The following is a 14074-nucleotide window of genomic DNA, read 5'->3' on the forward strand; positions in this document are numbered from 1 at the left end:
ATAGTGAGGAGGTCAACCAATGTCTGCATCTGCAATCATCAGATTAAAAACATGGTCGTGGAGAGTGTTTCGCACGGTCATGCTCACGGGGATCGCATACGTCATCTTGTATCCGATTCTGCTCAAGGTTTCATTGGCGCTGCGCGGCAGGGCGGACATCTATGATCAGACGATCATCTGGTTTCCGAAGCACGCTACCTTCGACAATTTTCTGTTTGTCATCGACAGAATGAAATATTGGGAGGCGCTGCTGAACACGGTAAGCCTTTCCGCTATGGCTGCTATTTTACAGACGGCTGCTTGCGCTTTGGCCGGATACGGTTTTGCCCGCTTGAAGTACAAGGGGCAGAGCATTCTGTTTCTGCTCGTCATCTTTACGATTATCGTTCCTCCGCAGACGATCATGATTCCGACGTATTTGCATTTTCGGTATTTCGATTTATTTGGGCTGGTGGAGCTGTTTACCGGAAAACCCGGGGTCAATTTGCTGGACACGAAGTGGCCGTTTATTCTAACCTCGCTGACGGCGACGGGACTTAAAAACGGTTTGTACATCTATATTTTCAGGCAATTTTTCCGCTCCCTCCCGAACGAGCTGGAAGAAGCGTCACTCGTGGATGGCGCGGGCGTCTTCAAAACGTTTTACCGCGTCATGCTTCCGAATGCGCTGCCGGCTATTGTGACGGTCGTCCTTTTCTCGTTTGTGTGGCAGTACAATGATTCCTTCTATGTATCCATGTATTTGATGGAAACCAAAGTGTTGTCGATGCAGCTCGCGGCACTGCCCGGCCTGCTGGCCGCTGACGCGCCGGATCACGCGCTTACTTCGATTCGCCTGAATGCAGGGACGGTGCTGGTCATCATACCGATCGTCATTTTCTACCTGCTATTGCAGAAGCAATTCGTGGAAAGCGTCGAGCGTTCAGGCATCGTCGGTTAGGCCGTAAGCAAATCGAGGTAGTGAAAGGAGTGGGGTGAACGTGAGCATGTGCAACCATTTGCACAAGACGATGAGCGCATGAATCAGGATCCCGGCATGCGGATCAAATATTTGCATTATTTAAACGGGGGGGGGGTGGATTATGGCTACATGAATGACGCCTTCAAAGCGTATTACCAAGGGAATGCCGCGCTGCTCGACAGCTCAAGAAGCAAAGACCCTTCTATTAGGCAGCTGTATGATTGGATGTACCAATTCATAAAAGGTACCTACGGGAAACAGCCGGAAACTGAACCGTAAACCGGTGATCTTAGCAATCTATAAAACAATCGGAGGTTGAGCTCATGAGATTTATGGGGAATATCGGACGTAAGCTGCTGATTTTGGGACTCGCTGGAATGACGCTTACAATGAATGCATCAATGGTGAAGGCCGGAGGGGATCAGGCACAGCCGAGAAATTTGGCTGCCGGCTTGAAATATACGCTGTCGGAGAACCCCGAAGACAGTTACCCGGACCGAAACTATGGGTTGACCGATGGCGTCTACGATCCAACCCTGACATATACTGATCCTGCCTGGCAGGGCCATCTGAGAGGTAAAGTGAGAGAGGTCGTCTTTGACCTGGGCGAATTGAAATCGGTCAGCGAAGTGAAGGCCCATTTCATGCAGCATTCCGAGTTTGGCATATTCTATCCGAACACGGTGTCCATGTATGTATCCATGGATGGCAAGCAATGGGGCACGCTGGCGAATGTCAATACAAAAATACCGATATGGGAGCAGGGACCTGCGACCGACCAGTTTTATCAATGGACTGGGAAGACGGACGGCGTACCTTCTGGTGGCAATACAAATGCGGTCATGGCTCAAGCTCGTTACGTCAAAGTAACGTTCGTGGCGGGGACGTTTGCGTTCCTCGATGAAATTGAAGTATGGGGCGTTGACGGAAAGGCTAATAACTCCGCCAAAATTCCGGTAGACGAACCTGCATATGCTGGGGCCACGGGGGGAATCAGCAACCTGGCGCTGCTTTATAACGGCTGGTATGACCATGGGGAAGGCGACTGGACCAAAGAGAAGATCATTCCTTACATCAGCTATGTCGATACGAACGGCCAGCCCAAAGACTGGTTGTATGACGGCGTGCTGTATCTCGGCTTGTATGGTGATCATTGGAGCGGCAACTATGGAACAGGCACGGCAACGCTGGCGGACTGGAAGTGGTATCTGGACAAAACCTTTGCTCCGGAAGGCGATCTGAAGCAGCTGGATGAAGCGACGAAAGAAACAGCCGCCAAGCTGGGGGACCCCAAGCATAAAACGAAAGTGGTGCTGATGATCCCGCATCCAGGAGAAACACTCAGCGATTTCGGCGATGTCGATGGCGACGGCATTTCGGAAAATATGGTGTCCGCAGAGGTTGGGAAAGAAGCTGCATTGGCCAATCGGGAAAAAGCTGTGAAGTGGTATATGAACGAGCTTCGTCAACGATGGAGCAGCGCCGGGTATTCCCACCTGGAGCTGACCGGCATGTACTGGCTGGCGGAAAGCGTAGGAGATGAAGACGACCGCAGCCTGGTTCAATATGCAAGCCAATTGGTGCATAAAGAAAAGAAACGGTTTTACTGGATTCCTTACTTCTACGGCAACCAAAACTATGCCGGAAAGCAGCTCGGCTTTGATGTCGCTTCGCTGCAGCCGAATTATTTCTTCGACGAAATGCCGGCCGACCGTATTGAGACGGCAGCCACTCTCGCGAAACAGTATCATATGGGCATGGAGATGGAGTTTGACGAGCGGATGAACACGGACCCTACCTTCCGGCAGAAGTATATAGAATATTTAAACGGCGGTATCGACTACGGCTACATGAAAAATGCGTTCAAAGCCTACTATCAGGGCAATACAGCCCTGTTTGACAGCGCGAAAAGCCAGGATCCGGCAGTGCGCGAGCTGTACGACTTTATGTACCAGTTCGTGAAAGGAACTTATGTGAAGCAAACCCCTTAATCTTTGTTTGGACCGTGAAAAAAGATCCCGAACAAACGGCGTTCCCTTGGCACGCAAGAAGAAGCTGACGATATTCGTTCAGCTTCTTTTTGCGTCTATAAGTTGAACCTATGATTTTGCACGGATGAAGGCAGCCGGGGTGAAATGTTCTGTTCAACTTATTCACAGCTGGGCTGAATAATCACTTCCTGGGAATGATCCTCCGGTGCCGCGAAATGAAGCAGACGCGCCCCTTCCATCAGCAAAGCGCCGGTCTCTTTCTGGGAAAGTGTAATGAAAGGTTCAATGCTCAGAACCGTTTTCTTCCGTTCTTGTATCAGCTTCCATGTTCCGGCAACATATCCGTCGATCAGTATCGTCGATCGGATAATTCCGTTTATCGTGAATACGCTGCTACGGTATTTGTCATCCAGTATTCTGCTGCGGTCCGCATGGGACAACAAGATATTGTCAAAATCGCCGAGAAACCGCGGTTCCGCCGGGGTACTTCCATCAGGCCGCGGAGCATCGGGCAGATCGAATAGTTCAGCTCCATGCACATCCCGGAAGGTGATCAACTCAGGACGAAGCTTTTCCATCGTTTGGTTTAAACCGGTTAGTCCTGACCATATCTGGATGTCTTTAACCGTAGCCGGACCAAATGCCGCCAAATACCGCCGGATCAAAGTTTCCGCATCGGGTTTTGGGCATAGGGATTGATGAAGCCATGTTTCCAACGTAGTATGTGCGGCTTGTCCTCCTTCCCCCCAAATCCCCCGTGGCGGTATTTGCACAAGCGGCACCAAATTCCGAATGGCAGCTGTAGCCGCCTTTGACGGAAGATCTGGCCAATGTTCCAGCAAATGCCCGCCCAATTCGCTGAACGTCATCGGTTTGTCTTCGACCAGTTTCCGTCCATTCACAGCGAGCTGTCCGAGATCCACATCCTTGAGCTGTCGGCCGTAACCCCCCTTTAAGCTTCGTTCCATGACGCTCTGCAGCCATGGGCGAAGCTGCAAAGCGTCGGGGGAAGAGACCAAGTGAAGGGTGGCGCGCATCAAGGCCATGCGTACCACCTTTCTATCCCGGATCAGCTCTGATAATTGATCCTGCTGGAAGTCTTCCATTCGGGACCATAAAGCGAAATACGGCGCGTTCTGGGATTGGGCTTGCAGACCGATCAATTTTTCTACAACATCCAAAACCGGAAGCTTTTCGCGCTTTAGCAGCATTTGCCTGGCGAGCGTGGCACGATTCAAGGCGCGGGAATCGAGCACTTTGGCGGATTCCTTTTCCATCCCGGAACCTGGTTTTCGTGTCGTCTTGTTTTTGTTCATGCTACAGTCTCCTATTCTTTCGTAACATGTTATTAAGCAGGATTTCCATGGAACCCGCGGAAGAAACGGCGGATATCGCCGATCATTAAATCAGGCGCATCGATCGCGGCGAAATGAGTACCTCTGTCGAACTCGCTCCAGTGGACGATATGGTTATTTTGCTCGGCATATCGGCGAATTGCAACCCTGCACGTGGAGAGCGTGGCTTGGTTGGTGAGAGATGGTACTGTAAATCATTTTACCCTACTGAAAATTCAAATCCAGCTTTGCCCCTCTGCCACCATTTGACAAACTACCTACCAGAAGGTAGAATGGCGATATGACCAATTTATCTAACACCTATGATGAAATCCTGGCTTGTGCGCGTTCTCTGATCATCGCTGGTGGCTACAACGGCTTCAGTTATGCTGACATCGCTGATGTGGTGGGGATTCGTAAGGCGAGCATCCATCACCATTTCCCGAGTAAGGTCGATCTGGTCCGAACGCTGGTTGCGCGGTATCGGAAAGAAGCCGAAGAGGGGATGGCGAATCTCGAGCATCAGGTATCCGATCCGCTCGAACTGCTTCAGTTCTATACTGGTTATTGGGAAGCCTGCATCATGGACGACAGCGCTCCGTTTTGTGTCTGCGCGTTGTTGGCAAGCCAGCTCCCCGTCCTGCCCGAGGAAGTTTGCCAAGAGGTCCGGGCGCATTTCCGCTCCCTGTCGGCTTGGTTGACATCCGTGCTGGAGCGCGGCGCACGGCAAGGGCAGCTTCAACTGATGGGTACCCCTCATGATGAGGCCGAAGCGTTCATGGCGACGGTTCACGGCGCGATGCTCTCGGCGCGGGCTTATGGCGATCCGAAGATATTCGGCGTCGTGACAAGCTCGCTCTTGGAGCGATTCTCTTCGTGATGAAAGCCGCGATGGCGGTGGTTTGTAATCATGATCTAGAAGAAAAGAGGTGAACACTTTAGCTTTACCCATCTTGAGAGCAGGCTATGTTCTAATGAGGATAAGTCCGCTATTTTACGAACGAATCGCATCTCATCCGCCAAGTGCAGATACGAGGCATGCCGTCTACATAACGTCAGTCTACTGTGGGAACGGCGTATTCTTGTCGCTGAATGATTGCCAAACGGCCCCTGCTGCCCATCGATGGATCAGACATACATCAAGTGCTGCTGAGTATGGGATATCGGTTGTGGCCGGTCCCGTCGAGTGGTCCGAATGTGATGTTTTTTCACGATGGGCACGTGGGGACGTTTAAAGCAGCTGGCGGAGTCTTGTCTTTTTAATCTACCTATTAGTAGGTAGTGAATAACAACTCAATGAATTTTTGATCAGGAATGCTGTCAGCCGCTAGTATCGGCTCGCGCCAAGACAAAACAAATCAACCTTGTCCTTAAGGACTGGAAGGAGACCATTATGTTTGGAATTTCATCACTCGGCTGGGTGCATACACTCAGCAGCCTGCCCGCCATTCCGCTGGCTATCTATATGTTTGCTCGCTACGGACGGATTGTGCCTCGGTCAAAGCCCGGTGTCGTCTACTTCATTTCGATGCTGATTGGCGCGATCACCGTATTCCCCATCGCGCATCAGTCGGTCAGCTATGTGATTGGTACGGCAACGATCCTGCTGCTGCTCGCCGGATACGGCATCGGGCGTATTTCGAGTGGGCGTGCGGGCAGGTACCTCGAAACCATCTTCCTGAGCCTGACGGCGTTTCTGCTGATGTTGCCGACCGTTACCGAAATCCTGACCCGTGTTCCTAACGGCCATCCCTTCGTCACCGATCTGAGTTCGCCAATTCTCCTCGGCGCTCAAGCCAGTCTCTTCGTCATTCTCATCGTTGGCTTGACAGCCCAAATCATCCATCTGCGCAGACAAGGCAGGCTCACGGCATTCGCCTCACCAGCTGAGATTTCTGCCGAATGAAGCATCATGAACTGAGATTTAACCCGACATTTAAACCAGTTATATAAAATGAATTAAAGAAATGAAGGTTATAGGGCCGCAGTGGGTCGTTATAACAAGAAGTTCAATGTAAAACTTTAGTTCAATGTATATAGTCTATCTAATTTAAAGCGCTTCTATTGAGATAGTATTAAATTAAAAAGGAGAATAAAACATGTCATTAACTCAAGCTTTAGCGGAAGCCAAACAGCAATTTATCGCGCATACCCCTTTGGAGATTCAAACAGAGATGTTCCGTCAGATCCGGGAGCAGCAGGAATCCGGTATTCCTTACGGCCGGCAGGAGGGGGAGAAAGCCAAAGATTTTACACTCAAGAATGCTTTGGGTGAAACGGTTAATCTTTATGATGAACTGTCCAGAGGACCTGTTGTCCTGACTTTCTACCGGGGCGGATGGTGCCCGTTCTGCAACAGTCAGCTGAAGGCCTATCAGAAGCTACTGCCGGACATCGAAGCCCTTGGGGGCCAGTTGATTGCGGTCAGCCCGCAAAGCCCGGACAACACGCTTTCCCAGCAGGAGAAAGAAGAGCTGACCTTCCAAGTGCTGAGTGACACCAACGGTCACGTGGCTGCTTTCTATAACATCCTTTACGACGTTCCGGATTATATCCAGAACATGATGAAACAAATGGGCATGGACCTGGCGGAATACAATGCAACGAACCACTGGATCCTGCCGATTCCTTCCACCTTTATGATCGACGAATCCGGCATGATCCGTTCTGCCTACGTGAATCCGGACTTTATGCAGCGGTTGGATCCGGAGAATATTTTGCACGAACTGAGAAAGCTGTAAACCCTACGATAATAATTGTGCTATACCTCTGTGTTTCATAGGAACGGGATGCTGCTAAGCTATGGACCGGATGTTCAGGTACTGGAACCGCCATTTGTAGCGGAAAAGATCAAAAACATGGGGAAACAAATATATAATAACTACGTAAATACGGTGAATGCTAACATATAATGACCAACTAAAAAGCAAGATGAACTCGCAAACAGCCATTTCCGGCAAGATCCGGGAATGGCTGTTTTGTGCTGTATTTACACCTTGAATATGGGCTGCTGCACCGCTACAATCTATCTCTCTGAAGACTCGTTTTAACAGCTGATATGTTTTAACGAGCCTTCGGAGATGTTGTCGGCGGGATTTTTGCAAAATCCCCCGATTACATGCTTTTTGTTTTTTCAGCCTGCATGCCGCCTGCCCTTTGTCGAACGAGAGGATCGAAGATTCGCTTGCTCCAATGACCCAGTACGGATAGGGTTTTCGCATCGACGAATCGATAGAACAAATGGGCTAATGCAAAAATGAAAGGGGTGGTTAGTATAAGGGTGAGAACTACGCTCATTCCGTACGAGAAATGGGGGTGCAATTGATAGAAAATATAGGATCCGAGTGAGCAAATGATCGTGAAATGGAGCAGATAAAAGGAAAACGATACTTTGCCAAGATAGGAAAACAGCTTCCGGCTGAACAACGATTGAAGGCTGGAAGAATTCAAGAGGGCTAACAATATAAAAAATGCGCCCAACGTATGGTAGAACACAAAAAACGAAAATGACGGAGTCTTCCATACCAGGACGGAATAGATGGTATTCTCGATACTCACATAAGGGTAGGAGCCGAGGTATAAGCCGACGCCAAGAAGAAGGGGGGTGATCCAAGGCCGTTGAAGGATGGCCAACCGATCCCGGCTGCTGAATTTTAGGTCGCTAAGCGCCATGCCCAGCACGAAGCCCAAATAATACGAATCGGCAAGAAGCACGACGAGGATCGCATAGGCTGCAATCCGAAACTTAAACCTGCCGACGGTCAAAAGAAACCCGAAGATCAGGAAGGAACCAAGCAGCTCATAGGTCATGGTCCATAAGACGGGATTATAAGCCGATCCATAGGTAAAAAACGTGTGGAATAAAGCCTCTTGCAGCATGACGAGAAAATTGGAACTGGCCAAATACGGATCGTGCATGGAAGACAACGTTGTTTGGCGGATTTTGTCAAAGTAACCGAGATCGAGCACGATGACCACGTAGGCCAATAAGACGGACAAAACGGCGGGAATAGCCAATCGGAAATATCGGCGCAGGGCGGAGGAATAAATATGTAACTTGTCTTTCGTGTGAAAATACCGCCAGCTAAGCACAAAACCGCTCAATACGAAAAAGACGCAGACGGAAAAATTGCCGTTGAACAATAGGTTCAGCGGGGTCCGTGCAGCAACACCTTCAAAGGCAAAATGGGCGATCTCCTGTTTTCCTTCAAAGACAGACGGCGCAAATACCTGAAAAAAGTGAGAAACGACGACCACGCAAGCGGCCAAACCTCTTAAACCATCCAAATAAGTGATTTTTGATGCCATACAGGCTCAACTCCCCGTATTTTTGTGATTTTCAAGGTTCAATTCTATTTCATTTCAGAAAGGAATGATTGTACTAACGTAACGAGTTTAAACCGCGAGCGAACGGCAACCAAAAATGTAGGTGTTACGAAAAAGGGGATATATAGAGGAGTGATTTGCGATGAAAAAACTCGATATCGATCAATTGACCCGCTCAGGAGTGATCTACTTTAACTCCAAGCTGGAGATGCTGGAAGATTTGCATTGCAAGATGTATCGAATGGACTCTCTCGTCAGCTTGTCCACCCATTTTCATGACTATTTTCAAATATGGTACGTATCCAAGGGGGAATTTCTGCATACGCTCGGCTCGCGGCAGTACCGGATCAAAAAAGGGGATCTGTTTCTGGTGCCCCCCTTTACGATGCATCGCATCCAGGCATTCGAACAAGAGAAGGTTGAAATTTTAGGCTGCGAATTTATGCCGTCCTTTATCAACGAACGGTTCGACGATCCCCGGGATCAGGCGTTTTTTGACGTCCATTATTTGAAGCATTTTATGCGTTCGGACTGCGCTCACCATTCGCAGATTGTATTTGATGGAGTAACGGAGGGGAAAATCCGAAATTTGCTTCAGGATATGCTGGGCGAATACGAGGAACGGGCGCCGTTTTTTCAAATCGTGCTGAAAGCGGATCTGCTGCAGCTGTTATCGGTCATCATTCGTCAGGTGAACGGGGAGCTGGTCAAAGCGGGGTTCCAAAAAATTGAAAGGTATCGGGACACGATGAACAAAGTCGTTGAATATATCGACCAAAACGCGCATGAGAACATTAAGCTCGAGCATATTTGCGCCATATCCAATATGTCGAAGCCGACGATTTGCAGGCTGTTTAAAGAGTGGACAGGCAAAACGTTCAACCGATATCTTGTTGATTTGCGGATCGCCAACGCGCTTGTGCTGCTGCAGCGTCCTTCAATGACCGTCACGGAGGTATGTTATGCCACAGGGTTTAACGAGCTGGCTTACTTCTGCAGAATTTTCAAAAAATACACCGGCATCTCTCCGAATCAGTTCCGAAAACAGGCCATGAACAAGTAGTTCAAACTTTTAACGATAGTCCAACTTTAAGATACAATAGTGAAATTAACTAAAGCGCTTACATGCTAACATATGGGATAGTTGATGACGGCAAACGAGCTTCGTTGGCGTTGCTGTCCAAAGAATAGGAGGGAAGAGACATGAAGCGAAAAGGGAGTTTATTAGGTCTCGTCTTCGTATTTTTGCTAGCGGTTTTATCCGGCTGCGGCGGTAAAGAAACTCCAAGCTCCGGGAAGGAAAACGGCGAAACGAAGGGCGGGGATTCCAAAAAGGATCCGGTTGAGCTCAGCTTTTGGTACGGATGGACCGGTCCGGAAGGTGAAGCGCTCGAAAAATTGATTAAGAAATGGAATGACGCCAATTCTGATATTCATGTGAAGGGATTGTCGCAAAGCGATTACCAGAAGCAGCTGACGGCCATTACGGGAGGCAATCCCCCGGATGTCGCGTCCAACTTCGGCCAGGATGTCGTGCCGTGGGGAGAACGGGGCGCCATGATGCCGCTGGACGATTACATCAAGAAGGATAACGTTGATTTGGGCGATTTTGTACCCGCTGCACTCAGCACCTCCCAATCCCAAGGGAAAACGTATGCTCTTCCGATTGCCATGCACGTATCGATGCTGTTTTACAACAAAGAGGTGCTGGAAAAAGCAGGCCTGAGCGGTCCTCCGGAAACGATGGGCCAGCTCAAAGAATACATTACAAAGCTGAGCGTCAAAGAAAATGGAGGAAAACTTCAGCAGCTAGGCCTATGGCCGGGGGTGGATGCCTTTACGTTCAGTTACGCCTATGGCGGCTCCTATTATGATGCGGACAAAAAGCAGGTGACTCCGGACAATGCGGGCGTTAAAGCGGCCGTCGAGTTCGGAAAAGGGATTTGGGATCAGTTCGGATCCAAGGAGCTGGACCGGTTTGCATCCGGACTGGGCCAATACATGTCGCCCCAGAATCCTTTTTTTACAGGCAAATATGCGATGACGATCGACGGCGAATGGCTGCCGACCTTCATCAAACAGTTCGCTCCGAACTTAAAATACGGCATTGCCCCAATCCCTTACGATGAAAATAATCCCAATCTGAAAAATCCGGGCAACGTAACGACAAGCGTATTTTATATACCAAAAGGCGTGAAACATCCGGATGAATCGTGGAAATTCCTGAAGTGGATGACCGAGCCGGAACAAATGGCGGAGTTTACCGCGGCGATCGGCAATTTGCCGACCCGAACCTCGCTGCAAACCAACGGCATTTACAAGGATGTGCCTGGCTTCCAGGAGTTTTTGCAATATTCTTCGAGCCCGAACCTGCGCTCCTTCCCGGCAACGTCGTTTTCGACGGAGTATATGACGGAGTTCTCCACGCAATACAACGCGATTCTCCGCGGAGAAGTCGGCGTGGATGAAGGCTTGAAAAGGGTCAAAGATAAGATTCAGCCTCTGGTTAAATAATCCGGCATTCAGACCAAGGATCTGGCCCGGCCTCCAACGGGACGGGTTAGATCCAAACTATCTGCGAGGAGGACGGATAGATGAGAGACTCCATCTCCGGCCAAACGTCATTGAGGAGAAAGGGGTGGACAAGGAAGGAATGGCGTTATTTCTGGATCGGGCTCGCCTTTGCTTCCCCATGGATCGTCGGTTTTCTGGTCTTTACCGTGTATCCTTTCTTTAGTTCCCTATATTTCAGTTTGACGGAATACGATCTGTTTAATCCCCCGAGATGGGTAGGCATGGGCAATTACAAGGCGATTATGAAAGATCACAACTTTTATAAATCCATCAGCAATACGCTGTTTATGGCGTTTATATCCGTTCCCGTCACGTTGTTCAGTTCGTTGCTCATCGCCATGCTGCTGAACTTCAAAGTCAAAGGCATCAATTATTATCGCACGATCTTTTATCTTCCGGCGGTTATTCCCGGCGTGGCTAGCGCCCTGCTCTGGACTTGGATGCTGAATCCGGATTTCGGTCTCGTCAACATTTTTTTGCGCTGGGTGGGTCTTCCCGATCCGGCTTGGCTGCTGGACCCGCAGTTTACCAAACCTTCTTTGATTCTGATGGGACTTTGGGGCTCGGGAGCGGGGGCGCTCATTTTTCTGGCGGCTCTGCAGGGCGTTCCGCAAACGTATTATGAAGCGGCGCAGGTCGATGGGGCCAACTGGTGGCATCGGTTTTGGAAAATCACGGTTCCGGCGCTGTCGCCGATTATTTTGTTCCAACTCATCATGGGGCTGATCGGCGCGTTTCAGATTTTTACGGAATCTTACATTCTTGCGGGGGGGAAATCGGGCAACTCCCTTGGCGGTCCTGGGCAGTCGTTGTTATTTTACGCCGTTAATCTGTACCAGGAAGCCTTCATGAATCTGAAGATGGGCTACGCTTCGGCGCTCGCCTGGATCCTGTTCATTATCGTCATGCTGATTACGCTGCTCGTGCTGAAAACATCCAAACGCTGGGTCTATTACGGAGGTGAATAGCGGATGAGCGCTGCAAAGCTGGTTCGAACGAAGATTTTTCCGCATACGATGCTGATCCTGTTTTCGGTGTTTTTTCTGTTCCCTTTCGTTTGGCTTGTGTTCACCTCGCTCAAATCGCCGAATGAAATATTCGAGCTGCCCCCGCGGATCATCCCGGCATCTTTTCAATGGTCGAATTACAAGGCCGCGTTTGAAACCGTGCCGTTTGGCCGCTATATGCTGAACACGGTGGTGATCTGCGTCGTATGTATCATCGGGCAATTGTTTGCCTCCCCGCTTGTCGCTTATTCGATCTCTCGAATCCCGTGGGTGGGGAGCAAAATTATTTTCGCGATCGTTCTCGCCACGATGATTTTGCCGTCGCAGGTGCAATTGATTCCGCAGTACATTATTTTCGCGAAGCTGGGGTGGATCAACACCATTCTGCCGCTGACGATCGGGGCGTTTTTCGGGGCGCCGTTCTACATTTTCTTGTTGAGGCAATTTCTGTTAGGCGTTCCCAAAGAGCTGTCCGAGGCAGCAAAAATGGACGGGGCGTCGGAATTCCGGATTTACGCGCAAATTATTTTGCCGACGTTGAAACCCGCGTTAGCGACGGTTGCTTTGTTTACCTTCGTGGGTGCCTACACGGACTTTATGGGACCGCTCATTTATTTGAACGATGCCGCCAAATGGACGCTGACGCTCGGTTTGCAAGGTTTTCAGCAGGATCACGGTGCGCAATGGGAAAAGCTGATGGCCGCGTCGACGATTATGGCGATTCCGATGATTTTGCTTTATTTTTTCGGGCAGAAGTATTATATGCAGTCCGGATCGGCTTTTACGGGGTTTAAGTGATTCGAAGTGCGGAATAAATAGCGAAGCAGCCAGTTTCCGGTAAGACCGGGAATGGCTGCTTTGTGTAATTTTGGGTAGGGATTCCAAGATATAATGATTAAGGACAAAGCGGTGGAGCGGCCATGGCGTAACACTCCCGAAGGGAGATGTTTGCCATGGTAGTACTTGTGGCGCTACTGGATATCCTCAAATGGATCGCTACCATACTGAGCCTAGTGTGGTCAAATCTATACGAATTTTCATACACAATTGCATAAAGACAGCTAGATCGTAGATGCTCCACTTTTTGTTCAACTCACGGCAGGTTAATTCCATTATATGGTATGCTAGGGAGGACTAGTTTGAGACTGAGATGAATCCGTTATATTGAGGAGTGATAAAATGAGGCAATCAGGATTAGTTTTATTAGTGCTAGCGATGATGTTCTTAGATTCAGCATGTAGCAGTACGAATAAGCCCCTGAGGACCGAAGTTGTTCCCGTGGAAGCCCTCGAAAAAGACCAATTAAAAAAGTCTTTCAGTAATGATACAAACACGAATCCTGGTGAGGAATACGTTGGAAAGTTCTCTTATCTGAAACAGTTGTCTTTAGAGAAGCAGGAGGCTTTTACTCGTTTTAAAGTTGAGAGGAACTTGCAGAACCTTCACAATTTTACCCCTGAGGAAATGGTGCTGATTTATCTCTATTGTATATCAATAGGCGACCCAGACTTGATATATGCGATTACTTTTAATGGGGGGCAACTTCCTGATCTAGATAAATTTCGGAAAGATTATTTCGAGTATGCAATGAATGATGATTCCGAAACAGCAGTACATTACAGATATTATGATTCTATAAAAGTGGATGAGAGTACGGCAGAGGAGAATAAGGTAACTGTACTTATTACGGTTAGTATAGAAACAACAACTCATACCATGGCTTTAGGGCTAAAGAAAGAAGATCAAGTCTGGAAGTTGGATATCTATCATTTGATAAAAGCATATATAAATAAAGCGAGTAAGAACAAAACAAAATAGGTTAATTCAAATCATAAGAGCTAGTGGCTCCATTTTGACTAATGAGTCTCTATAAGGATAAAT

At 48.9% G+C, this 14074-nt stretch carries 14 protein-coding genes; 12 read left to right on the forward strand and 2 right to left on the reverse strand.

The genetic code is table 11. The features are described from left to right. Positions 1-19 precede the first annotated feature (19 nt). The 3 genes from RJP21_RS19095 to RJP21_RS19105 are packed head-to-tail and all read left to right on the forward strand — an operon-like array spanning position 20 to position 2952. Positions 20-940: a carbohydrate ABC transporter permease gene (locus RJP21_RS19095; protein ID WP_310860724.1), complete on the forward strand. Its 921-nt coding sequence runs from the start codon at positions 20-22 to the stop codon at positions 938-940. Between the two features lie 48 nt (positions 941-988). Further along, entirely contained in the window at positions 989-1240 is a 252-nt protein-coding gene (locus tag RJP21_RS19100; RefSeq protein ID WP_310860725.1) for a DUF4855 domain-containing protein, read from the forward strand. Between the two features lie 44 nt (positions 1241-1284). Continuing rightward, complete coding sequence (locus RJP21_RS19105) at positions 1285-2952, forward strand: DUF4855 domain-containing protein (RefSeq protein ID WP_310860726.1); 1668 nt, start codon at positions 1285-1287, stop codon at positions 2950-2952. 158 nt (positions 2953-3110) lie between these two features. On the opposite strand, the gene RJP21_RS19110 is transcribed toward RJP21_RS19105, so the two are convergent. Continuing rightward, positions 3111-4268, reverse strand: coding sequence for a winged helix DNA-binding domain-containing protein (locus RJP21_RS19110; RefSeq protein WP_310860727.1), 1158 nt, complete (start codon positions 4266-4268; stop codon positions 3111-3113). A gap of 319 nt (positions 4269-4587) precedes the next feature. Between RJP21_RS19110 and RJP21_RS19115 the strand changes: the two genes are divergently transcribed. From RJP21_RS19115 to RJP21_RS31475, 4 genes are all read left to right on the forward strand, one after another. After that, positions 4588-5166 carry a TetR/AcrR family transcriptional regulator gene (locus RJP21_RS19115; RefSeq protein ID WP_310860728.1) on the forward strand — a complete coding sequence of 193 codons (579 nt, stop codon included), beginning with the start codon at positions 4588-4590 and terminating at the stop codon, positions 5164-5166. 513 nt (positions 5167-5679) lie between these two features. Next, positions 5680-6192 carry a hypothetical protein gene (locus RJP21_RS19120; RefSeq protein WP_310860729.1) on the forward strand — a complete coding sequence of 171 codons (513 nt, stop codon included), beginning with the start codon at positions 5680-5682 and terminating at the stop codon, positions 6190-6192. A gap of 193 nt (positions 6193-6385) precedes the next feature. Further along, positions 6386-7027 (forward strand): peroxiredoxin-like family protein, encoded by a 642-nt coding sequence (locus RJP21_RS19125; protein ID WP_310860730.1) that lies wholly within the window; start codon positions 6386-6388, stop codon positions 7025-7027. Positions 7028-7075: 48 nt separating this feature from the next. Beyond that, positions 7076-7198: a WCX domain-containing protein gene (locus RJP21_RS31475; RefSeq protein WP_483874795.1), complete on the forward strand. Its 123-nt coding sequence runs from the start codon at positions 7076-7078 to the stop codon at positions 7196-7198. Positions 7199-7400: 202 nt separating this feature from the next. Here the strand turns inward: RJP21_RS31475 and RJP21_RS19130 are convergent, their stop codons facing one another. Continuing rightward, complete coding sequence (locus RJP21_RS19130; RefSeq protein WP_310860731.1) at positions 7401-8594, reverse strand: acyltransferase family protein; 1194 nt, start codon at positions 8592-8594, stop codon at positions 7401-7403. Positions 8595-8754: 160 nt separating this feature from the next. Here RJP21_RS19130 and RJP21_RS19135 point away from each other — a divergent pair, with 160 nt between their 5' ends. From RJP21_RS19135 to RJP21_RS19155, 5 genes are all read left to right on the forward strand, one after another. Then, positions 8755-9675, forward strand: a complete 921-nt coding sequence (locus RJP21_RS19135; protein WP_310860732.1) for an AraC family transcriptional regulator — start codon at positions 8755-8757, stop codon at positions 9673-9675. Between the two features lie 140 nt (positions 9676-9815). Next, positions 9816-11126 (forward strand): ABC transporter substrate-binding protein, encoded by a 1311-nt coding sequence (locus RJP21_RS19140; RefSeq protein WP_310860733.1) that lies wholly within the window; start codon positions 9816-9818, stop codon positions 11124-11126. An 80-nt stretch (positions 11127-11206) separates the two neighbouring features. Continuing rightward, positions 11207-12154 (forward strand): carbohydrate ABC transporter permease, encoded by a 948-nt coding sequence (locus RJP21_RS19145; protein WP_310860734.1) that lies wholly within the window; start codon positions 11207-11209, stop codon positions 12152-12154. A gap of 3 nt (positions 12155-12157) precedes the next feature. After that, the gene (locus RJP21_RS19150) at positions 12158-12991 is read left to right on the forward strand and encodes a carbohydrate ABC transporter permease (RefSeq protein WP_310860735.1); all 834 of its coding nucleotides are present in this window, start codon (positions 12158-12160) and stop codon (positions 12989-12991) included. A 381-nt stretch (positions 12992-13372) separates the two neighbouring features. After that, positions 13373-14011 (forward strand): hypothetical protein, encoded by a 639-nt coding sequence (locus tag RJP21_RS19155; RefSeq protein WP_310860736.1) that lies wholly within the window; start codon positions 13373-13375, stop codon positions 14009-14011. Positions 14012-14074: the final 63 nt, after the last annotated feature.

This window comes from Paenibacillus sp. VCA1, assembly GCF_031583795.1.
Classification (GTDB): Bacteria; Bacillota; Bacilli; order Paenibacillales; family Paenibacillaceae; genus Paenibacillus_AQ; species Paenibacillus_AQ albilobatus.